Below are 21244 nucleotides of genomic sequence, written 5' to 3'. Positions count from 1 at the left end.
TGGAAACTATTGATTTCAGGTATACAATCGCGGCAATTCACGATTAAGGACAACGCTATGACTAAGCATTATGACTACATCGCAATCGGCGGCGGCAGCGGCGGCATCGCCTCCATCAACCGTGCAGCCATGTACGGCCAGAAGTGTGCGCTGATTGAAGCCAAAGAACTCGGCGGCACCTGCGTGAACGTGGGTTGTGTACCGAAGAAAGTGATGTGGCATGCCGCGCAAATCCGTGAAGCTATCCATATGTATGGCCCGGACTACGGCTTTGACACCACCATCAACCACTTCGACTGGGATAAACTGATCGCCAGCCGTACCGCCTACATCGACCGTATTCACACCTCGTACGATAACGTGCTGGGCAAGAATAACGTCGACGTGATCCGCGGCTTCGCCCGTTTCGTGGATGCGAAGACGATCGAAGTGAACGGCGAGACGATCACCGCCGATCACATCCTGATCGCCACCGGCGGCCGTCCGAGCCACCCGCACATTCCGGGCGCGGAATACGGTATCGACTCCGACGGGTTCTTCGAGCTGCCTGCTCTGCCAGAACGCGTTGCCATTGTGGGCGCAGGTTACATCGCGGTTGAACTGGCCGGCGTGATTAACGGCCTGGGGGCGGAAGCGCACCTGTTCGTGCGTAAACACGCGCCGCTGCGCAGCTTTGACCCGCTGATCGTCGACACGCTGGTCGAGGTGATGAACGCCGAAGGCCCAACCCTGCACACCAACGCCGTGCCAAAAGCGGTGGTGAAAAATGCGGACGGTAGCCTGACGCTGGAGCTGGAAGATGGCCGCAGCCAGACCGTTGACTGCCTGATCTGGGCGATTGGCCGTGAACCGGCCACCGACAACTTCAACCTGGCCGCAACCGGGGTGAAAACCAATGAAAAAGGCTACATTGTCGTTGATAAATTCCAGAACACCAGCGTACCGGGCATTTATGCCGTCGGTGATAACACCGGCGCCGTAGAGCTGACGCCGGTTGCCGTGGCGGCGGGGCGTCGTCTTTCCGAGCGTCTGTTTAACAACAAGCCGGACGAACATCTGGATTACAGCAACATTCCGACCGTGGTCTTCAGCCACCCGCCAATCGGTACCGTCGGCTTAACCGAGCCGCAGGCGCGTGAGCAGTACGGCGATGATCAGGTGAAAGTGTATAAATCGGCGTTTACCGCGATGTATACCGCGGTCACCTCGCACCGTCAGCCGTGCCGCATGAAGCTGGTCTGCGTGGGCCCGGAAGAGAAGATCGTCGGCATCCACGGCATTGGCTTCGGCATGGACGAGATTCTGCAAGGCTTCGCGGTGGCGCTGAAGATGGGCGCAACGAAGAAAGACTTCGATAACACCGTGGCAATCCACCCGACTGCGGCGGAAGAATTTGTGACCATGCGCTGATCGGTCTGATCCGCAACAAAACCGGCCAACTGGCCGGTTTTTTTATGCCCTGGGCAGGTAAACCCAACGGGTGTACAAACGGTAACAAAATAACCCGCTACCCGCGGTGGAATTAACTAATCTTAGAAAGCGCTACGCGTTCGCCTGTTACTACGGAAAAAGATTAGAGATATGAAAATGCACGTAAAGATCACCGCAAAACTGATGGCCAAAATGCACCTTGTTCTCGCGCTGGTATGGGCGATACTGACTATTCCTACCCTGCTGTGGTGGAAAAACAGCATTCTGTGGGTGTCGTTAATGAGCATTTACGCTATCGTGATTTCCCATCTGGCTGCGTACAGCGCCGCCCATGCAGAAAAAGCGGCCAGCAAGGCGATGGATAAAAGCGAAGGCGCCAGCCAGAAAGCCAATCAAACCGCCAACAGCCTTCAAGGCAATGCGCGTCAGGCACATTAATCCCTGCGTAAATGCAGAATACCGAATGCTCTGAATTTTATTCCTGCTCTGTTTCCAAAGATTCTGATTTAATGATTTCATAATCAAAGGGATATCTGATTTTCAGCGTGTTTAAATCCATTTTGAAAGCGTGATCTACCGCACACTTCGCACCGCATTAACCGAAGCGAATGTCTACGCTTAAAAGATAGCCGGGAAAAACCCGTATTTGTTACGACAAAAACCGGAGGTCCTGAACACCATGTTCAACCAGAAACTACAGACTGCCGAGGATATCGAGTTCGATATTGCAGAAGAGCTGCGCTATGAAACCGATCCCTGTGAGTTAAAACTGGATGAGATGATCGAGGCAGAGCCGGAACCGGAAATGATTGAAGGGCTGCCGGCGTCCGATGCCCTTACGCCCGCTGACCGCTACCTTGAACTGTTTGAACACGTCCAGTCGTCGCGGCTGTTTGCGGACAGCAAAACCTTTCCCGACTGCGCGCCGAAGATGGATCCGCTGGATATTTTGATCCGCTATCGCAAGGTGCGTCGCCACCGTGATTTTGACCTGGCGCGCTTTGTGGAGAATCACTTCTGGCTACCGGAGGACTACAGCAAAGAGTACGTCTCTGATCCCGGCCTGTCCCTGAAAGAACATATCGATAATCTGTGGCCGGTGCTGACGCGCGAGCCGCAGGATCACATCCCGTGGTCGTCGCTGCTGGCGCTTCCGCAGGCCTATATTGTGCCCGGCGGGCGATTCAGCGAGACCTACTACTGGGACTCTTACTTCTCCATGCTGGGGCTGGCAGAAAGCGGTCGTAACGATCTGCTGAAATGTATGGCCGATAACTTCGCCTGGCTGATTGAGCGCTACGGCCATATCCCGAACGGCAACCGCACCTACTATCTCAGCCGCTCCCAGCCGCCCGTTTTTGCCCTGATGGTGGAGCTGTTTGAAGAGGACGGCGTGCGCGGGGCGAAGCGCTATCTTGAGCACCTCAAGATGGAGTACGCCTTCTGGATGGACGGGGCGGAATCGCTGCTGCTCAATCAGGCCTATCGCAGTGCGGTTCGTATGCCGGATGGCTCATTGCTCAACCGTTACTGGGACGATCGAGATACGCCGCGGGATGAATCGTGGATTGAGGACGTTGAAACTGCCCGTCATTCTGGTCGTCCGCCGAACGAGGTGTACCGTGACCTGCGTGCCGGGGCAGCCTCAGGATGGGATTACTCATCCCGCTGGCTGCGCGATCCTGCGCGGCTGGCCAGCATCCGCACAACACAATTTATCCCCATCGATTTGAACGCATTCCTGTTCAAACTGGAGAGCGCTATCGCCAACATCTCCGCGTCGAAAGGGGATAAAGAGACGGCTGATCTGTTCCGCCAGAAAGCCAGCGACCGGCGCGCGGCGGTAAACCGCTATCTGTGGGACGAAGAGAACGGCTGTTATCGTGATTACGACTGGCGGCGTGAAGCCCTGGCGCTGTTCTCTGCGGCCAGCATTGTGCCGCTGTATGTGGGCATGGCGACGCATGAGCAGGCTGAACGGCTGTCCGATGCCGTTAAAGCCCGTCTGCTCACGCCGGGCGGTATTCTCGCCACCGAATATGAAACCGGGGAGCAGTGGGATAAGCCGAACGGCTGGGCGCCGCTCCAGTGGATGGCGATCCAGGGGTTCAAGCAGTACGGCAACGACTCGCTGGGAGATGAGATCGCCTGGAGCTGGCTGCACACGGTGAACCATTACTACAAAACCCATCATAAGCTGATTGAGAAGTACCACATCGCCAGCAGCACGCCACGCGAAGGTGGCGGGGGGGAGTATCCGTTGCAGGATGGCTTCGGCTGGACGAATGGCGTGGTGCGGCGGTTGATTGGGTTATATGGTGAACCTTGGGCCTTGCCCCTTACCCTAACCCTCTCCCCTGAGGGGAGAGGGAAAAGTTAACGAATCACCTCATAAATGGCAGTCTGGATGGACTGCCATTTTTTTGTGCTGGCATCGGGCTGCGTCTTCGCGCGGCGCGTTGCCATATCGGCGTCGTGCTGCTGGCGTTTCACCACCGCAGGGACGGTACAGAATGCTTTCAGGTACTGCTTACGCATAGGCGTCAGCGATTCCCCGTTCGCCATCGCATGGCTAAGCGTATTAATAAAGCGTCGGCAGGGCTTTTGCTCTGTCATTTGCAGGCGGTAGCGCAACATTACTTCCAGCACATCGTCGTAGCCTGCCGACAACGCCTCCTCCGTCCATGACATTTTCCAGTCCATCCCGCCCTGCAAAAACAGGAGCGCCACCCGGGTATCGTTGCGGCTAATCGCTGAACGGAAGTTGTTTTCATCCCAGGTGACACCCATCCGCGTCAGCGTTTCTCGCGAGGAAGGCGTTTCGCGCATCTCCTGCACCGGTGCGGGAGATGCCGTACTGGCCACAGCCGGCTGCGGTTTACTGCTGGTCACCAGCCAGAATCCCCCCACGACAATGGCGATAACCATCACGCCAACCGCTCCCCACAGCACGCCGGAAATCAGCTGTTCGCGCTGCTCTGGCGTACGCGTGGCACGCTGAGTCGGTTTTTCTATACTGTCGCGCACTTCAAAAAGATCGCCGCCTGTGGTGCGGTCCATTTTTTGCGCCTTTTCCCAGAACGCGTGCAGCTCGCTTTCGTCCACCGCCATCAGCGCCGCCGGGTTAACGCGTGTCCGCCCTTCCTCAAACGCGCGCTGAACGGAGCGGGTGATCTGCGTGTAATAGCAGTCGAGCAGCTGGATTTGCGCTCCGCTTAACGGCTGCTGCACGGTGATGCTGTTGCGGATTTGTCGAATATCTTCGAGGAAGGTTTGCAGGGTTTTGCGGGGCTCTACCAGCAGCGTCAGCATGTCCGGGGCGTTAAACAGCGGCGCGTAGTAGCGGCTAAATTCTTTTTTATCCACCAGCAGTTGGGCCAGTTCGCTGAACAACATGCCGCTCAGAACATCATTAATCTCACCGTTTTTCAGCCAGCGACGCACGCGTTCAGCGTTAAACAAGGTCTTAAGATGATTATTCAGCCGCACCGGATCGGGCCACGCCTGCTGTATCAGCCCTTTAATCATCAGCTCAATGGCACGCACCTGTTTCTGCGCCTGAAGCTGGCTCTCCTTCTCTGGCACCCTCCCGGTTTCGTAGGTCAGGAGGGGCTGTTGCAGACGCAGATATTCAAGGGAGGTGACGAAGCGCATCGCCGCAATCAGCTGATTTTCGCTGACATCCTGCCCGCTTTCATACTGGGGAACACGCTGCTGAAGCAAGCGTAATTGCAGCGTAAAGGCCGTCATTTCCGCATCATTCAGGTTCAGCTTCCTGGCTACAGCGCCCCACCCGCCCAGCCCCAGGCGGGCGCTATCCAGTTGCTCCAGAAGCCAGCGTGGATCTTTTCCTTCAGAAACATGTACATTCAACAGAAGTAAAATTTCAACAGACGCCTGACGGATCGCCGCCAGACAGTGTTCAAACTGTTCGCGGGTATGATGCGATGAGCTAATCATCATTGTTTTCCTTGAGAGACAATGAGTACCGCTAAAGCGGCATTAAAAGTCGTTTTTCTTTTTATTTATATGAGGTTAAACATACCTGACTTTCTGTTGAAATAAAGTGACAACCTTATAATCATTTGCAATGTCTCCGGAGGATCGTCATGCCCGCCTTAACCACCGCGCGTCTCACCTGCTCGCCGCTGCAAGAGCAAGACTGGCCCTTTTTTCTGTCGCTACAGCAAAATCCTGAGGTAATGCGTTTTGTCGCCCCTGCGCGTAGCGAGGCGGACATTCGGGAAGCCTTTGAGTCTCGTCTGTTGCCGTGGACGCCGGGCAGTTCGCACTGGCTCTGCCTTATGGTGCGTGAGACGGCCAGCCAGACGCCGCTGGGCGTAACCGGATATGTGCACCGGGAGGCAGATTGTGCTGAAGTCGGTTTTCTCTTTGCGCCTTCTGCGCAGGGGAAAGGTTACGGCTTTGAATCTCTGCGGGCTGTGTGTGATTTTGCGCTGACTCAGGGCAATATCCGTCGGCTCACCGCGACCGTGACGGCGGGAAATATCGCCTCCAGGCGACTGCTGGAAAAAACAGGTTTTCAGCTGGAAGGTGAGTTGCGCGAGAGTTATTTCCTTTCAGGGCAATGGCATAACGACTGGCTATTCGGTTTACTGAAAAAGGAATTCCCGTTCAGTTAAACCTGATCAACAGCCATTTGGCGGATATTTCCCCGGCGGCGTTTCCTCTATAGTCGCGTCATTAAGAGGAAACGCTTATGACGGGTTATGCAATGCAGATATCTTCTGCTGCAATCGCATTAATTAAAAAACAACAGGGTCTTTCCCTGGAGAAATACCGTGACGAAAAGGGAATATGGGTTATTGGTTATGGTCACGTAATTCGCCAGTGGGAAAAATTTAACGGTCTCATCACGCCGACTGAGGCGGAGAATTTGCTTTGTAATGATATTCAATTATGTGAGGCGCTGCTGCGGGAAATGAACAAACGCCCATTAACCCAACAGCAGCATGACGCACTGATATTAACCCTCTTCAGTTTTGGGGAAGAGTCCCCTCTGCCAGAGAAGATCCTTCAGGCCGTCGCCCGGGTGTAGTACATCGCGGCTTGCGTCCGGTTTTTGACATCAAGACGCCGGAAAAGCGTCTCAAGATGGGCTTTTACCGTTGCCGCACTGATATTGAGATTACGTCCAATCTCTTTATTGGACTCTCCGGCCGCCAGTAACTTCAATACCTCACGCTGGCGCTCGCTTAACACTGCCAGTTCATCCTGAGAGGTGTGCTGCTTCAGCCACTCGCCGGGAAAACAGACCATTCCTCGCGATACAGAATCCAGCACTGCGGAAAAGCGTTCGGGATTCGCATTGCGGGGAATTATCGCCACCACGTTGCGCTGAAACATTTGCTCAACCCAACGCCGCTCTTTTTTCGTTAACACCAACACCACGCGCGACGTTGGAAAGCGATCCATAATCTCTTCCAGTAAAGCCACACCATTATCACGAATTAAATACCCATCTATCATGACGATAGCGGAGGGTGACGCGGATAATTGCGCCCATAATTCATCAGTCTGACGAGTTCCTGTCATATCTATTTTCGGAATTAACTTCTGCAAACTGTACATCGCTCCATGAATAAATAATGACTGCCTGTCAAACATGATTACTCGCATCGTTTTACTCCTCTGAGAATAGCGAAGGGGGATTCTACAGAGGCATTTTTTAAGAAAAAACTCAATGAATGGAGAGGTTACAAATCACCCAGCTCTCTTTATATCTTCCAGCATTTAGACATAACTGTTTTAAGGATTTCCTTAAGAGGGTTCCTTCCCCCTTAAGACTGAATATTACAGAAACATACCGCCTGAAACTTCAATACGTTGCGCATTCATCCAGCCCAGTTTGTCACTGAGCAACGCCGCAATGGCGTCACCAATATCATCGGGCAGGCCCACGCGTCCCAGCGCTGTCTGCGAGGCCAGCAGCTGGTTAAGCTCCGCATTATCCCGCACTCGCCCGCCCCCAAAGTCGGTTTCAATCGCGCCGGGCGCGATGATATTGACGGTAATTCCGCGCGCGCCAAGCTCTTTTGCCTGATAGCGGGTCAGCACCTCCATCGCCCCTTTCATTGCCGCGTAGGTTCCTGAACCGGGCTGAGTAAAACGGGCCAGTCCGCTGGAGACGTTCAGGATCCGCCCTCCGTCTTTTATGAGCGGCAGCAGCTGTTGCGTGAGGAAAAACGGTCCTTTGAAGTGAATGTTCATCGCATCATCAAACTGCGCCTCGGTCGTCTCGGTATAGGGTGCATATAACCCTGTACCTGCGTTGTTCACTAAATAGTCAAAGGTGTCACGTTGCCAGACGTGTTTAAGGGTATCTTTCACCTTTTGAGCAAAGCGCGAAAAGCTTGCCGTATCGCCGACGTTGAGCTGCAATGCTGCCGCTTTTCCGCCTTTTCCCTCGATTTCGCGCACAACTTCCTGCGCCTCCTGCTGGCTGTTGATCCAGGTGAGGATAATGCCTGTCCCTTCCGCGGCCAGCTTCAAAACGGCATTTTTACCCAGGCCGCGGCTACCGCCCGTCACTAAAGCAATACGTTCACTCATAATTCACCTCGTTTCGGCTGTGATGAAGATTGAGAAAGAGCTTATTAGATGGTAGAAAATCAATAAATAGTGCCGTGAGCGCTTCACTGTTTCATTCTTAACAACAATGACCAACATCTATGGATAAAATACACGCAATGCAGCTTTTCCTTCGGGTCGCGGAACTGGAGAGTTTTTCCCGCGCGGCGGAGACGTTAAGCCTGCCGAAGGGGAGCGTATCGCGACAGATCCAGGCACTGGAAAACGCGCTGGGCACGCAGCTGCTGCACCGCACTACCCGCCGCGTCAGCCTGACGCAGGACGGCATGGTTTATTACGAGCGCGCCAAAGATCTGCTGATGAATCTGGACGAACTGGACGGCATGTTCCTGCACGACCCTTCAACCATCAGTGGTCGGCTACGTGTGGATATGCCCGTTGCCATTGCGCGAAATGTCGTCATTCCGAAACTGCCTGCATTTTTACAACAGTTTCCCGGCATTGAACTGGAGCTGAGTAGCAGCGATCGTCTGGTCGATGTCATCCGCGAAGGATTTGACTGCGTGGTTCGCGTGGGAAACTTAAAGGACTCCGGGCTTATCGCCCGCCCGCTTGGGAAACTCTCGGTGATTAACTGCGCCAGCCCGGATTATCTGACGCGATTCAGCTACCCTGAGACGCTGGACGATTTGGCTTCGCATGCCCTCATTCACTACTCCGCCACGCTGGGCACCCGTCCGCAGGGTTTTGAATATTACAACGGCAGCGCGACCCAGTGGGTAAAAACGGGGGGCGTATTGACGGTTAACAGCACAGAAACCTACCAGGCCGCCTGTATCGCCGGGCTTGGGATTATTCAGGTCCCGCGCGTCGGGGTGCGTGATGCCCTGCGCACGAAAAAACTCGTTGAGATCCTGCCGCAATATCGGGCTGAACCAATGCCCGTCTCCCTCATTTATCCCCACCGCCGTAACCTCTCCCGTCGGGTGCATGTGTTTATGGAGTGGCTTACCGAACTCACAAAAGGTTACGTGGACTAGTCGCAAGCTATAATTCAGTAACATCCAGCTCAACGAAAAGGAAAATGCGCGTGACGCCGGAAAATAACCCGCAACGACCGACTCAACATTTAGATTATGAACCCATCAAAAAGATGGATAACGAGCCTGAAGCGCCGAAAGAGCCTGGAACGGCCAGCAAAGCGCTGGGTACCGTGACCGGCATAGCCGAAAAAATTCAGCAGATACCCGCGATTGCTCACCTGATACGCGCCGCTGAGCGCTTTAACGACCGCATGGGAAATCAGTTTGGCGCGGCGATTACCTATTTCTCGTTCCTGTCGATGATCCCCATCCTGATGGTGTCATTTGCCGCCGCCGGTTTTGTGCTGGCGTCTCACCCGACGCTGTTGCAGGACATCTTCAATAAGATCCTGACCAACGTCAGCGACCAGACGCTCGCCACAACGCTCAAAAGCACCATCAACACCGCCGTGCAGCAGCGTACCACTGTGGGTATCGTCGGGTTGCTGATTGCGCTCTATTCCGGGGTGAACTGGATGGGCAACCTGCGTGAGGCTATTCGCGCCCAGTCGCGTGACGTCTGGGAGCGTAGACCGCAGGATCAGGAGAAGATATGGGTGAAGTATCTGCGCGACTTTATTTCGCTGATTGGGCTGCTGGTGGCGCTGGTCATCACGCTCTCTATCACCTCGGTCGCCGGTTCCGCGCAGCAGATGATTATCTCCGCGCTGTACCTGGATTATATTGAATGGCTGAAACCGGCCTGGCGCGGTATAGGGCTTGCAATCTCCATCTTTGCTAACTACCTGCTTTTCTTCTGGATCTTCTGGCGTTTGCCCCGCCATCGGCCGCGCAAGAAGGCGCTGATCCGTGGGACGTTGATTGCCGCCATTGGCTTTGAAGTGATCAAAATTGTGATGACCTATACGCTTCCGTCGCTGGTGAAGTCGCCCTCCGGCGCGGCCTTTGGTTCGGTGCTGGGGCTGATGGCTTTCTTCTATTTCTTCGCTCGCCTGACGCTGTTCTGCGCCGCGTGGATCGCCACGGCTGAGTATAAAGATGACCCGCGCATGCCGGGTAAAACCCACCGCTGATGTCCTGTCGGGCTGATATTTCAGCCCGATCCGCCATTTCAGCATATAAATCCAGTCCGTAACTTTTATTTAACGCAAAACCAGTTTTAATGACTAATATTTAAAAAGTGTGAAGCATTTCATAGAAGTGTTTTCGCTGGTCTGAAAATTATCCGCTTTTTGTTGCTTTTATGACCACGCCACGCCTTTGTTACAGATTGAAATGTCGCTTTTGCTATGCCTAATATGGCCCTTCGTTCGTCCAAAAATAAGAAAATATTATGCAAGCAACAGCCACCACACTTAACGAAGGGGCGGAACACGTTCCGGTCAACTCGCGCAATAAAGTCGTCGTCGCATCGCTGATTGGCACCGCCATTGAGTTCTTCGACTTTTATATTTACGCCACCGCTGCGGTCATTGTCTTTCCGCATATTTTTTTCCCTCAGGGCGACCCGACGGCAGCCACGCTACAGTCTTTAGCCACCTTTGCTATCGCCTTCGTTGCGCGTCCGATTGGTTCAGCGGTCTTTGGGCATTTTGGCGATCGCGTTGGCCGTAAAGTGACGCTGGTTGCCTCGCTGCTGACGATGGGGATCTCCACCGTCGCCATCGGCCTGCTGCCGACCTATGAAACTATCGGCATTCTGGCGCCTGTGCTGCTGGCGCTGGCGCGCTTTGGTCAGGGTCTGGGGCTGGGCGGGGAATGGGGCGGCGCGGCACTGCTGGCGACCGAAAACGCTCCGGCGCGCAAGCGTGCCCTGTATGGCTCTTTCCCGCAGCTGGGCGCACCGATTGGGTTCTTCTTCGCTAACGGCACCTTCCTGCTCCTCTCCTGGCTGCTGACCGATGAACAGTTCATGAGCTGGGGCTGGCGTATTCCGTTCGTCTTCTCTGCCGTGCTGGTGCTGATTGGCCTGTACGTGCGCGTGTCGCTGCACGAGACGCCGGTCTTTGCTAAAGTCGCCGCGGCGAAAAAGCAGGTTAAAGTTCCGCTGGGGACGCTGCTGACCAAACACCTCCGCGTGACCGTGCTGGGCACGTTCATCATGCTGGCGACCTACACGCTGTTCTACATCATGACCGTTTACTCCATGACCTTCAGTACTGCCGCCGCGCCGGTCGGCCTGGGCCTGCCACGTAACGAAGTGTTGTGGATGCTGATGATGGCGGTCATCGGATTTGGTGTGATGGTGCCTATCGCGGGCCTGCTGGCGGATAAATTTGGCCGTCGTTCAAGCATGATCGTCATCACCTCCCTGATTATTCTGTTCGCGCTGTTTGTCTTCCCGCCGCTGCTGGGTTCAGGTAGCCCTGCGCTGGTGATGGCGTATCTGCTGATTGGCCTGAGCCTGATGGGGCTGACCTTTGGCCCAATGGGCGCGCTGCTGCCGGAGCTGTTCCCGACTGAAGTGCGTTACACCGGCGCCTCGTTCTCCTATAACGTTTCGTCGATTCTGGGCGCCTCGGTAGCCCCGTATATCGCCACCTGGCTTCAGGCAAACTATGGCCTGTTCTATGTGGGTGTCTATCTGGCGGCAATGGCAGCGCTGACGCTGATTGCGTTGCTGCTGACGCATGAGACGAAGCATCAGGCGCTGTAAGTGAATGCCGGGGCGAGGCGCGGGGATGCGCCGAGAGGGCGGGTCGCCAGGGTGGTGGCGACTGAGCCACCCTGGCACGTTCACCGGTTATGTTGTGACAGAGTAGTAAGGAACATAACGTGAACGGAATGACCACCAGAGCCGTATGTTCCCCCTCACCCCAGCCCTCTCCCTCAAGGGAGAGGGGGCCGTCTGTGCAGGCATTATTTTGTGGGGATCCCTCACCCCACAGGGAGAGGGAGAAACGGGACTACTTCTTCATCTGCGACAAAATCGTCCGACACTGATTCGCTTCGCCTTCTGACGGCGAAATCAACGCCAGCAGCGCCGCCGCAGGGGTGACCAGCGTAGCGAGCGCGGCGGCGACCGCACCACGCGCAATCAGCGGCCCAGCCTTCACGCCCGCCTGCGGATCTTTGAAGGTTCCGCGAACGTACAGCGGCGAGCGCAGGGTGATGATACGAATGCCTTTACTTTCCGGATCGATGGTTAAATCGAGCTGCTCGGACGCCATGCTGGCGGTACCGGTGACGTTGATAACCGCGTTTTCCGTGTCGAAGGCGAAGATCTGCGGACGCGCCACGCCGTTGACCAGATCCAGATTTGCCGCCGCGCAGTTAACGCGTACTTCGTCGTCACCGAAGATTTGCCCGATGATAAAGTTCCCGACGTTCAGCCCCAGGATCTCCATCAGGTTACGGCTCACCAGCCCGTCGTTCATCAGCAGTTTCAGGTTGCCGTTTCCGCTGCCCAGCAGCGCCGCTACGGAGTTACCCGTGCCGCGAATATCCGCGTCGCCGTTCATCTCACCGAGGGTTTTCTGCATCAGTTCCACGTCCGGCATCAGCTCTTTCAGCTTCAGCCGACGCGCCTGGATCTCCGCCCTTCCCTGCATCGGCTTTTTATCCCCCTCCAGGTGGATATTCGATGAAATGGTTCCCCCGGCCATGCCAAACTTCAGCGGTTGCAGGCGCAGGTCGGCGTTTTTCAGGATGATATGGGTCGAGAGGTTGCTCAGCGGCAGCGTGCTGCCATGCTCGATTTTACGTCCTTTGAAGCGCACATCCGCATCCATCACGTCCCATTTGTCGGTTTCGAAGCGGTCATAGGGCAGCACTTTACCCGCAGGCTGAACGTCCTTTTTAACCTCTTTAGACTTCGTGCCTTTGCCCGAATCTACGCCAATCAGCGGACCAAGATCGGCCAGACGCAGCTGGCGGGATTCAACGTCCCCCTCCAGTTTCGGGCGCGGTTTACCGGTGGTGTAGGTCAGCGTGCCGTGGATATCGCTGTCGCCGATGCGGCCGTTGAATCCACGGTAGTCAAAGACGGACGATTTTTCGGTGTTGATTTTGGCAACCAGGTGCCCGTCCGTTTCAAACGGCGGAGTATCCGGCAGCAGTACGCCGGTGAGATCGTACAGTTCCCCCAGCGAATCACCGGCAAACTTAAGCTGGAGGTCGACGCCGCCCATGTTCATCGGGTCGTTAACCGTGCCCACGAACGCCACGCGGGTATTGCCCGAGCGGAAATCCGCCTGCACCGGGAACGGCGTGCCCTCGCTCCTGAGCGCCAGCATGCCGCCGATTTTGCCTTTACCGGTGAGCGGCTGGCCGTTGTAGCGCCCTTTCGCCGTCAGGCCAAAGACGTAATCGCCCGCTTTGCTGTCATCGCCTTTGGCTTTGCTGCCCGTTACTTCGCTAAACGGCAGCGGCTTGCCCAGCGGATCGACGAGGATCTCCACGTCAGCCTTACTCACTTTATCGTCAATGGCGATCCGCCCCCGATCGAACAGAATATTGTCGAGGCGGAAAGACCACGAAGAGGGCTGCGCATTCTGATCTTTATCGCCGCTGCTGGCGAGATCGAACGTCCAATTGTTGTTTTTCTCTGACAGGCGAATCAGCCGCGCGTCGGGCTGCTGGAGTTTGATCCACGGCAGATACACCGTTTTGGTTAACAGGGCTAACGGCGCCAGCGTGGCTTCCACTCGCGGCAGGTGGATCATGGTTACTTCTGGGATGTCGGGCGGGTTACCGAGAATAATATCGTCGGCATGAACGTGCGGCCAGGGCACCCAGCTCCGCCAGCCAGTTTCCTCTTTCTGGCGCTCCCACACGATGCCCAAATCGCCACGTATTGCGAAGGGGCGGTTCAGCTCGGTTGAGACTTTCTGGTTGATGGTCGGTTTGAGGCGGTTCCAGTCAAACGTGGCGATAATGATGATTAAGACCACGATCAGCAACAAGAAAATCCCTGCTGTCCAGGAAATCACCCTGGTTGTTTTTGTCATTGTTGTCCCCTTTCCTGATGAACTTGCCTCTAAAACTATAGTTCAGACAAAGGGAAGCGGGCAGATCAGAGGCTGGTTATCACCTTTTCCAGGGTATCCATGGGGACAGGACGAGAGAGGAAATAACCCTGTGCCGCCGCTGCCGGGGAATTTTGCACGTCGCGCCACTCCTCCAGCGTTTCTACGCCTTCCACAATGACACCCTGGCAATAGCGGTTCATCAGTTGCAGGAGCATCGTAAACAGGTTCCGTCCCTCCGGCGTCTGGCGCAGCATGATAAACAGATCGCGGGCCACTTTGATGTAGTCATAACGCACTTCGCTCAGGGCGGAGAAATTGGCCATACCGGTACCGAAATCATCCAGCCACAGCGGGCCAAACTCACACATCGAGGCAAACGAGGAGTCCTGCGGCAGCTGAACATGTTCCACCAGCTCGAAGCGCATCCACGGCAAGGTAGCAATCAGCGCCTGCAACGTCGCATTCTGACGTAACGCCATCAGGGTGGGGCCATCCACGTTCACCGACGCCAGAATACCGTGCTGCTCGAAGAACGCCTGCTTCGTCGCCAGCATTCTCAGCTGCTCTTCCAGCACGTCGATACGCTGACGCACGGCAACCTCCGCAAAATAGCGGTCCGGTGCAATACGATGTGAAGGATTCGATGGATGAGTGACGACCGTTAACACCTCAATCGCCATTAACCGACCGTCGGTACGGTAGATGGGCTGATAAGTGTACGCTCGCTCACATTGCAGCCAGTAGCGATGCTCCTGCAAGTTCTCAATACTTGCCTCAGGCGTAGTGCTCAGCCGCTGGATAACCTGCTCTGACTTCATTTCGGATGTCCTGTTGTATGGGATAGCCTTTCTGGACTCGTCACTGAGTTATCGGCCCGCCAGGTGAGAACTTTATGTTCAATTCACCGGGAAAATGAAATTAAGATGACAGAAATATGCCGGAATACGCGCTGGCTCAAAAAAAATAATGGAACGTCGTTTTAATATAGTTGACCATAAAAAACACACAGCGCACACTACCCTTAATTACTTTGTTCAGGTTCACGACTATGTCTAAAAAAATTGCCGTGATTGGCGAATGCATGATTGAGCTGTCCCAGAAAGGCGCGGAAGTCAGCCGCGGTTTTGGTGGCGATACATTGAACACCTCCGTTTACATTGCCCGTCAGGTCTCCCCCGACGCGCTGAGCGTGAGCTACGTTACCGCGCTGGGAACGGACAGCTTCAGCCAGCAGATGCTGGAAGCCTGGCAGGGTGAAAACGTTGGGACCTCGCTGATCCAGCGAATGGAAAACCGCCTGCCGGGTTTGTACTACATCGAAACCGACAGCACCGGCGAGCGCACCTTCTATTACTGGCGTAATGAAGCGGCCGCCAAATTCTGGCTGGAAAGCGAGGCCGCCGCTGCCATTTGCGAAGAACTGGCGACCTTCGATTATCTCTACCTGAGCGGGATCAGCCTGGCGATCCTGAGCCAGGAGAGCCGTGAAAAGCTGCTGTCACTGCTGCGCGAATGCCGTGCCAATGGCGGTAAGGTGATTTTCGATAACAACTACCGTCCACGTTTGTGGGCCAGCCGCGAAGAGACGCAGCAGGTCTACCAGCAGATGCTCGAATGCACCGATATCGCCTTCCTGACGCTGGATGATGAAGATGCTCTGTGGGGCGAAAAACCGGTTGATGAGGTCATCGCCCGGACGCAGGCTGCCGGGGTCAGCGAAGTGGTGATCAAGCGCGGGGCGGAGTCTTGCCTGGTGGCGGTTGCAGGTGAAGCCGTGACAGAGGTCCCGGCGGTGAAGCTGGCGAAAGAGAAAGTGATCGATACCACTGCGGCGGGAGATTCTTTCAGCGCGGGGTATCTGGCGGTACGTCTGACGGGAGGTACGCCGGAAGCGGCGGCGCAGCGCGGTCATTTAACGGCCAGCACGGTGATTCAGTATCGCGGAGCGATTATTCCGCGCGAGGCAATGCCTGCTTAAGGACTGGGCGGGCTGATGCCCTCACCCTAACCCTCTCCCACAGGGAGAGGGGACGCAGGGCTTACTGGCCCTGCGGAATATCGCTCGCATCCTGATGTAAATCATCGGCTGCCGTTTGCGCTGGCTGCGGCGCCGTCGCCATGATGGCGTTCCAGGTGGCCTTCAACTCTTTCATGTCATATTCCGGCTCACCTTTCGGCTGTAACAGAATCAACGCCATATCCTGCGACAACTGCTGGCGCAGATCCTGATTCAGCATCTCCACGGTCAGACCGTTCAGGAAGTCCTGACGCAGTTTCTGATACTGCTCCGGCGCGATATCCACCACCTGATTCTGCAAGGAGCGAATGCGCTGGCTGATTAAGATATCGGTATCGGCGCGGGCATAGGTGGCGAACAGTTTCTGCAATTCAAGGGATTTCTGCGCCACCAGCGCGTTAAACTCCTCTTCAGACAGGCCCTCTTTACGCACTTTAGCCAGCTCTTTCGCCACCACGCCGAGATTGGCATTGAGCTTATCGCCCGGCGATTCCACGTTAATGGCGCACTGGGCGCGCTGGAACAGCACACGGCAGTCAAAGCCCAGGCCAATATCTTTCACGTTGTTCTTGCTGAGCGTCTGCTGAACGTGCCAGAACAGCGCTTCACGCGCGAGATCCGCACGCCAGTAACGCAGCAGCGCAGAAGACTCGCGGATCGGCTGCCAGGCCGTATCCCACATCATTGAAAGACGATCCTGACGCACGGTATCCGTCATGATGCTGACCGTCTCAGGACGCAGCGGGGACAAGGTAGGAACAGGGGCAGGCGTTTCACGCTTCCCTTTCAGATCGCCAAAGGCTTTGTTGATCTGCTCTATCACCGCACGGCTGTCCACGTTGCCCACTACAATGAGGGTCATGGCATCCGGGGTGTACCACTGCTGGTAGAAAGATTTCACCTGCTCTGCATCCACCGGCTGTTTCAGCGGTTCTGCCGGGTCGTGGCCAAGCAGCGTGGACCCTTTCAGGCGGTAGCGCCACCAGCCTTCTTTGGTATCCGTCGGCCAGGTCGCCACCATGTCGCTGTTGCTCAACGCATAGTTTACGGTCTCAGGCGTAATCGCCAGTTTGCCGGTGGCATCGGATAGATAGGTAAGCGCTTCTTTAAGCAGATCGTTACGGTTGTTGGGCAGGCTCAGGTTAAACATGGTGTAGTCATAGGAGACCACAGCCGGGGGCAGCGGGCGTTTCGGATCGATGGCCTGTTGCCATAAAGAACGCACCTGAACCGCCTGCAAACTGCCGCTCTGGGTGAGCGCCAGTCGAGGAATAAAGTGGCTTAAGCCGGTCTGCTGGGTGCTTTCAGTGAGGGAGCCGGTATTCACAGAAAGACGGATTTCAATGCGATCGCTCGGACGTTGCGGAGTGGATAATACCTGCCACTGGAAACCGTTCGCCAGTGTTCCCTGTTGCCAGGCCGGGTCTGGCTGGAGCGCATCTGCCTGCACATAACTGGCTGCTGCCATCATCAGCAAACCGCCGGTTAAGAGTCGAATTTTTGTGCCCTGCATGTGAACCCCTGATCAACATTCCTGGTTAAAGAGAGTGTCTCGCGACGTGAGCACTCAAAGATGACGATGAAAACCTTCCGATTAGACAGCGTGTTCGGCTAAACGTCACGGGCGGAAGTGAAATATACCCAAAAAAAATCTTGTCGAATTATGACAGGTATGAACGGTTATTATGCGCAGGTGCCCGCATCCCCACAAGGGAATACGGGCATTTATGAGGGATTAAGAGGATAAACCGGGGGTTTTGTCCTCAGATGTGCGGTTATTCAGCGTATCGTTAAGCTTCTTGTGATCCAGCTCTTTCACCCACTTCGCCACCACAATCGTCGCCACGCCATTGCCGACCAGGTTGGTTAACGCACGGGCTTCAGACATAAAGCGGTCAATACCGAGGATCAGGGCCAGGCCCGCCACCGGCAGATGGCCCACCGCCGAAATGGTGGCCGCCAGCACGATAAATCCGCTGCCCGTTACGCCCGCCGCCCCTTTTGAAGAGAGCAGAAGCACCACCAGCAGCGTAATCTGATGGAAGATATCCATGTGGCTGTTAGTGGCCTGGGCAATAAAGACCGCCGCCATCGTCAGGTATATCGAGGTGCCATCCAGGTTAAAAGAGTAGCCCGTAGGAATAACCAGCCCCACCACTGACTTACGGCAGCCCAGCTTTTCCATTTTATCGAGCATACGCGGCAGCGCGGACTCCGAAGAGGATGTGCCGAGGACAATCAGCAGCTCTTCACGAATGTAACGGATAAATTTGAAGATGCTGAAGCCGGTCGCACGGGCGATGGAGCCGAGCACCACCACCACAAACAGAATACAGGTGATGTAGAAGCAGACGATCAGCTGGCCCAGCTGTACCAGCGTGCCGACGCCGTATTTCCCGATGGTGAAGGCCATCGCGCCAAAGGCGCCAATCGGGGCCAGACGCATAATCATGTTGATGATGCCGAAGATAACCTGCGAGAAGCTTTCAATGACGTTAAAAATCAGCTGGCCTTTGCTGCCAAGACGGTGCAGGGCAAAGCCAAACAGCACGGCAAACAGCAGTACCTGGAGGATGTTTCCGCTGGCGAACGCGCCAATCACGCTGCTCGGGATCACGTCCAGCAAGAAGGCAACAATCCCCTGATCTTTCGCCTGTTCAGCGTAAACCGCCACCGCTTTCGCATCCAGCGTGGCCGGGTCAACGTTCATGCCCGCGCCAGGCTGTACCACGTTGACAATAATCAGGCCGATAATCAGCGCGATGGTACTGACAATCTCGAAGTACAGCAGGGCAACCGCCCCCGTACGCCCGACCGCCTTCATGCTTTCCATGCCAGCGATACCGGTCACCACGGTACAGAAAATGACCGGCGCGATGATCATTTTGATGAGCTTAACGAACGCGTCGCCAAGCGGTTTCATCTGCGCGCCCAGCTCCGGGTAGTAGTGACCGAGCAGAATACCGATGGCGATGGCTGTCAGGACCTGGAAGTAAAGACTTTTGAAGAGTGAGGTTTTCATAGGGTGTCCCTGGAAAGAAAAACTACAGGCTTTGTAAGGTTATGGTTAACCTGCGGCTTTAAAATAACACCCACATAACAGGACAGAAATAAACGGGGTTCAAATTTGAAACACAAATGTTAAGAACTTTGAGCTGGCTCGCACAAGCCAGCAACAAAATTACACTTTTGCGTTATTGCCAGCGTCGGCGAGATAGCGTTGCTCAAAGATATCCGTCGGTACGGCGCGATCAAACAGGAAGCCCTGTCCGCTCTCTACGCCCGCCGCAGCCAGCCACTCACGCTGGGCGTCGGTTTCAATACCCTCGGCAATGACGTGCAGATTCAGGCTGTGCGCCATCTGAATAATGGCCTGCACCAGGCTGCAATCCTCCGGCAGCCCTTCCACAAAGGTTTTGTCGATTTTCAGGACGTCCACTGGCAACGTTTTCATGTGCTGGAGCTGACGCAGGCCGGAATACCCCATACCGAAATCGTCCAGCGCAATGCGGATCCCGGCATTACGCAGCGGTTTCAGGATGGCGACAGCGTCGTCAGGATTATCGATACAACGGCTCTCGGTGACTTCCAGGATCAGCGTGTGGGGCTGGATGCGGTAGCGATGGATCAACTCAAGCATCTCCGGCACCATGGTCGGGTGCATCAGCTGTAGCGCAGAGAGATTCACCGACAGCGGCAGCGTGATGCCCCGTTGTTGCCAGGCCGCAAGCTGGCGGCAAGACTCTTCCAGCACCCAGTAGCCGACGGTGACCATCAGGCCGCAGGACTCGATACGTTCGATCATCCCTTCAGGCAGCTCCCACGTGCCGTCCGGCTGTTGCATACGCAGCAACGCTTCGGCGCTGGTCACTTCACCCGTGCGCAAATTGACCTGCGGCTGTAGCCAGAGCGCAAACTGGCGATTGTCCATCGCCGTCAGAATGTCGCTCTCTTCCGTCAGGCGCTGCTGGGCTTTTTCCATCTGCTCCGGATCAAAGAACTGGATCTGGTTTTTCCCTTTCCGGCGCGCGGTGAACGCGGCCGAGAAAGCCCGACGATAAAGCTGCTCGGCGGTCAGCCCCCCGGAGTACATCGCAATACCGATGCTGGCGCTCGGGCGAAGCTGGATACCCTGAATGGGCAGCCGCTCATTAATGACAGTGAGTACTTGCTGACCTAGCGTAATGGCGTGCCACGGCTCTTTAACACCGTTCGCGATCACCACCAGGTCATAGCCGCTGACCTGGGTGAGCACCATGCGCGGCGCCAGAACGGATTTCACCTTTTCCACCAGCGTCAGTAACAGCATTTCGCGCTGGCTCTCTTTCAGCACGCCCGCCGTGTCCTGCAAGGTTTCGCAGGCAATTACCATCAGCGCGGTGGTCTGCTGGCGGGCGACGGTCTGCTCCAGCAAGGCCATTAAAAACGCTTTGTTTGGCAGATCAGATACCGGAAAACGGGTGGCGTTGCTACTGAGCTCTTCCTGCTGACGCAGGACACGCTGCTGGTTGATATTGTAACTGCGGACCAGCATGCCAATTTCATCGTCGTGATGCAGGCGCGGCAACGGAAGCTGATGCCCCATGTGCTCCTGTGGAGAGAGGTCGTTCAGCTCCCGGGCTATGCGGCGCAACGGATGCACAATTAACCGGTTGATACACCACGTCAGCGCCACGCTCAGCATTAATGTCAAAAGTAAGTAAGTGGTCACTAATGTAGCAACCCAACTCATGACGAATTTATACATGCGGTACGAGTCGGCCTGTAGCACCAGGTAGGCCAGCGGTTGCGGGTTAGCCGGTCTTTCCAGGGAGTAGAGAGGCAGGGAAATTTGCACCGGCAGTTCAAACAGGCGCATCACCATCATCGGGACGGAACGCTCCGGGATAAAGCTCATCCGCAGCGCCTGGAACTGGTTCGGCAGTACAACATCCGCGCGGCTCACGATACCGGCGGGCTGAATGCGCTTCAGGATGGATTCCGCCTCGGGGATATCCCCTTTCAGGATCGAGGCTGACAGGGGTTCCCGCACCGAGCGGGCAATACTTTCCAGTTGCGAAGCCGTGTTGTAGCGATTCTGCTGTACGGAGTGAAACAGCAAAATGACGCAGAAGATGAAGACAAACAGCATTGTGACGGCAGACACCATCGCCATCTGTTTGATCGTTAAGGAACGGCTGACACGCAAAATGACTCTCCACAAAACTCGAAGCGCAGGGCGCACCAGGGTG

Annotated in this window: 17 protein-coding genes; 9 read left to right on the top strand and 8 right to left on the bottom strand. The window is 55.6% G+C overall.

The genetic code is table 11. The features are described 5' to 3' along the window. The first annotated feature begins 57 nt into the window (after positions 1-57). The 3 genes from gorA (at position 58) to CU081_RS05175 (ending at position 3811) form a co-directional block, all read left to right on the top strand. Positions 58-1410 carry a glutathione-disulfide reductase gene (gene gorA, locus CU081_RS05185; protein WP_003861215.1) on the top strand — a complete coding sequence of 451 codons (1353 nt, stop codon included), beginning with the start codon at positions 58-60 and terminating at the stop codon, positions 1408-1410. A gap of 171 nt (positions 1411-1581) precedes the next feature. Further along, positions 1582-1869 (top strand): hypothetical protein, encoded by a 288-nt coding sequence (locus CU081_RS05180; RefSeq protein WP_003861213.1) that lies wholly within the window; start codon positions 1582-1584, stop codon positions 1867-1869. Between the two features lie 241 nt (positions 1870-2110). Next, complete coding sequence (locus CU081_RS05175) at positions 2111-3811, top strand: alpha,alpha-trehalase (RefSeq protein WP_058647308.1); 1701 nt, start codon at positions 2111-2113, stop codon at positions 3809-3811. On the opposite strand, the gene CU081_RS05170 is transcribed toward CU081_RS05175, so the two are convergent. Next, positions 3808-5394: an STY4199 family HEPN domain-containing protein gene (locus CU081_RS05170; protein ID WP_039269127.1), complete on the bottom strand. Its 1587-nt coding sequence runs from the start codon at positions 5392-5394 to the stop codon at positions 3808-3810. The two genes, CU081_RS05175 and CU081_RS05170, sit on opposite strands and share 4 nt — an antisense overlap. Before the next feature lie 146 nt (positions 5395-5540). On the opposite strand from CU081_RS05170, the gene CU081_RS05165 reads away from it, so the two are divergent. Both CU081_RS05165 and CU081_RS05160 read left to right on the top strand, forming a co-directional pair. After that, on the top strand, positions 5541-6074 hold the full coding sequence (locus tag CU081_RS05165) for a GNAT family N-acetyltransferase (RefSeq protein ID WP_003861207.1): 534 nt from the start codon (positions 5541-5543) through the stop codon (positions 6072-6074). A 77-nt stretch (positions 6075-6151) separates the two neighbouring features. Continuing rightward, positions 6152-6490, top strand: a complete 339-nt coding sequence (locus CU081_RS05160; RefSeq protein WP_003861206.1) for a lysozyme — start codon at positions 6152-6154, stop codon at positions 6488-6490. On the opposite strand, the gene CU081_RS05155 is transcribed toward CU081_RS05160, so the two are convergent. Together CU081_RS05155 and CU081_RS05150 are read right to left on the bottom strand one after the other, a co-directional pair. Next, positions 6469-7071 (bottom strand): helix-turn-helix transcriptional regulator, encoded by a 603-nt coding sequence (locus tag CU081_RS05155; protein WP_003861204.1) that lies wholly within the window; start codon positions 7069-7071, stop codon positions 6469-6471. The two genes, CU081_RS05160 and CU081_RS05155, sit on opposite strands and share 22 nt — an antisense overlap. 174 nt (positions 7072-7245) lie before the next feature. Then, positions 7246-8004: an SDR family NAD(P)-dependent oxidoreductase gene (locus tag CU081_RS05150; protein ID WP_003861202.1), complete on the bottom strand. Its 759-nt coding sequence runs from the start codon at positions 8002-8004 to the stop codon at positions 7246-7248. A 119-nt stretch (positions 8005-8123) separates the two neighbouring features. Between CU081_RS05150 and CU081_RS05145 the strand changes: the two genes are divergently transcribed. From CU081_RS05145 to CU081_RS05135, 3 genes are all read left to right on the top strand, one after another. Then, positions 8124-9023, top strand: a complete 900-nt coding sequence (locus tag CU081_RS05145; RefSeq protein WP_003861201.1) for a LysR family transcriptional regulator — start codon at positions 8124-8126, stop codon at positions 9021-9023. Positions 9024-9073: 50 nt separating this feature from the next. Further along, on the top strand, positions 9074-10099 hold the full coding sequence (gene yhjD / locus CU081_RS05140; protein ID WP_003861199.1) for an inner membrane protein YhjD: 1026 nt from the start codon (positions 9074-9076) through the stop codon (positions 10097-10099). A gap of 260 nt (positions 10100-10359) precedes the next feature. Further along, positions 10360-11682 (top strand): MFS transporter, encoded by a 1323-nt coding sequence (locus CU081_RS05135; RefSeq protein ID WP_003861198.1) that lies wholly within the window; start codon positions 10360-10362, stop codon positions 11680-11682. A gap of 250 nt (positions 11683-11932) precedes the next feature. On the opposite strand, the gene CU081_RS05130 is transcribed toward CU081_RS05135, so the two are convergent. After that, positions 11933-13975 carry an AsmA family protein gene (locus CU081_RS05130; protein WP_022652011.1) on the bottom strand — a complete coding sequence of 681 codons (2043 nt, stop codon included), beginning with the start codon at positions 13973-13975 and terminating at the stop codon, positions 11933-11935. A gap of 65 nt (positions 13976-14040) precedes the next feature. Further along, complete coding sequence (gene pdeH, locus CU081_RS05125) at positions 14041-14814, bottom strand: cyclic-guanylate-specific phosphodiesterase (protein WP_058647307.1); 774 nt, start codon at positions 14812-14814, stop codon at positions 14041-14043. Between the two features lie 230 nt (positions 14815-15044). Between pdeH and CU081_RS05120 the strand changes: the two genes are divergently transcribed. Further along, on the top strand, positions 15045-15974 hold the full coding sequence (locus CU081_RS05120) for a sugar kinase (RefSeq protein WP_003861191.1): 930 nt from the start codon (positions 15045-15047) through the stop codon (positions 15972-15974). A gap of 61 nt (positions 15975-16035) precedes the next feature. On the opposite strand, the gene CU081_RS05115 is transcribed toward CU081_RS05120, so the two are convergent. The 3 genes from CU081_RS05115 to hmsP all read right to left on the bottom strand — a co-directional run bounded on the left by CU081_RS05115 (position 16036) and on the right by hmsP (position 21201). Further along, a complete protein-coding gene (locus CU081_RS05115) occupies positions 16036-17526 on the bottom strand; it encodes a M16 family metallopeptidase (protein ID WP_003861190.1) in 1491 nt (496 codons plus the stop codon). 222 nt (positions 17527-17748) lie between these two features. Next, positions 17749-19035 carry a C4-dicarboxylate transporter DctC gene (gene dctA, locus CU081_RS05110; RefSeq protein WP_015571524.1) on the bottom strand — a complete coding sequence of 429 codons (1287 nt, stop codon included), beginning with the start codon at positions 19033-19035 and terminating at the stop codon, positions 17749-17751. Between the two features lie 159 nt (positions 19036-19194). Then, entirely contained in the window at positions 19195-21201 is a 2007-nt protein-coding gene (hmsP, locus tag CU081_RS05105) for a biofilm formation regulator HmsP (protein ID WP_003861186.1), read from the bottom strand. Positions 21202-21244: the final 43 nt, after the last annotated feature.

The sequence above is a fragment of the Enterobacter sp. CRENT-193 genome, assembly GCF_002787395.1.
Lineage (GTDB): Bacteria > Pseudomonadota > Gammaproteobacteria > Enterobacterales > Enterobacteriaceae > Enterobacter > Enterobacter hormaechei_C.
This window is presented reverse-complemented; position numbering and strand designations above follow the sequence as displayed.

What these genes read in the sequence shown, in the direction of transcription:
- gorA (WP_003861215.1), top strand. Translation starts at nt 58, where the DNA reads ATGACTAAGCATTATGACTACATCGCAATCGGCGGCGGCAGCGGCGGC.
- CU081_RS05180 (WP_003861213.1), top strand. Translation starts at nt 1,582, where the DNA reads ATGAAAATGCACGTAAAGATCACCGCAAAACTGATGGCCAAAATGCAC.
- CU081_RS05175 (WP_058647308.1), top strand. Translation starts at nt 2,111, where the DNA reads ATGTTCAACCAGAAACTACAGACTGCCGAGGATATCGAGTTCGATATT.
- CU081_RS05170 (WP_039269127.1), bottom strand. Translation starts at nt 5,394, where the DNA reads ATGATGATTAGCTCATCGCATCATACCCGCGAACAGTTTGAACACTGT.
- CU081_RS05165 (WP_003861207.1), top strand. Translation starts at nt 5,541, where the DNA reads ATGCCCGCCTTAACCACCGCGCGTCTCACCTGCTCGCCGCTGCAAGAG.
- CU081_RS05160 (WP_003861206.1), top strand. Translation starts at nt 6,152, where the DNA reads ATGACGGGTTATGCAATGCAGATATCTTCTGCTGCAATCGCATTAATT.
- CU081_RS05155 (WP_003861204.1), bottom strand. Translation starts at nt 7,071, where the DNA reads ATGCGAGTAATCATGTTTGACAGGCAGTCATTATTTATTCATGGAGCG.
- CU081_RS05150 (WP_003861202.1), bottom strand. Translation starts at nt 8,004, where the DNA reads ATGAGTGAACGTATTGCTTTAGTGACGGGCGGTAGCCGCGGCCTGGGT.
- CU081_RS05145 (WP_003861201.1), top strand. Translation starts at nt 8,124, where the DNA reads ATGGATAAAATACACGCAATGCAGCTTTTCCTTCGGGTCGCGGAACTG.
- CU081_RS05135 (WP_003861198.1), top strand. Translation starts at nt 10,360, where the DNA reads ATGCAAGCAACAGCCACCACACTTAACGAAGGGGCGGAACACGTTCCG.
- CU081_RS05130 (WP_022652011.1), bottom strand. Translation starts at nt 13,975, where the DNA reads ATGACAAAAACAACCAGGGTGATTTCCTGGACAGCAGGGATTTTCTTG.
- pdeH (WP_058647307.1), bottom strand. Translation starts at nt 14,814, where the DNA reads ATGAAGTCAGAGCAGGTTATCCAGCGGCTGAGCACTACGCCTGAGGCA.
- CU081_RS05120 (WP_003861191.1), top strand. Translation starts at nt 15,045, where the DNA reads ATGTCTAAAAAAATTGCCGTGATTGGCGAATGCATGATTGAGCTGTCC.
- CU081_RS05115 (WP_003861190.1), bottom strand. Translation starts at nt 17,526, where the DNA reads ATGCAGGGCACAAAAATTCGACTCTTAACCGGCGGTTTGCTGATGATG.
- dctA (WP_015571524.1), bottom strand. Translation starts at nt 19,035, where the DNA reads ATGAAAACCTCACTCTTCAAAAGTCTTTACTTCCAGGTCCTGACAGCC.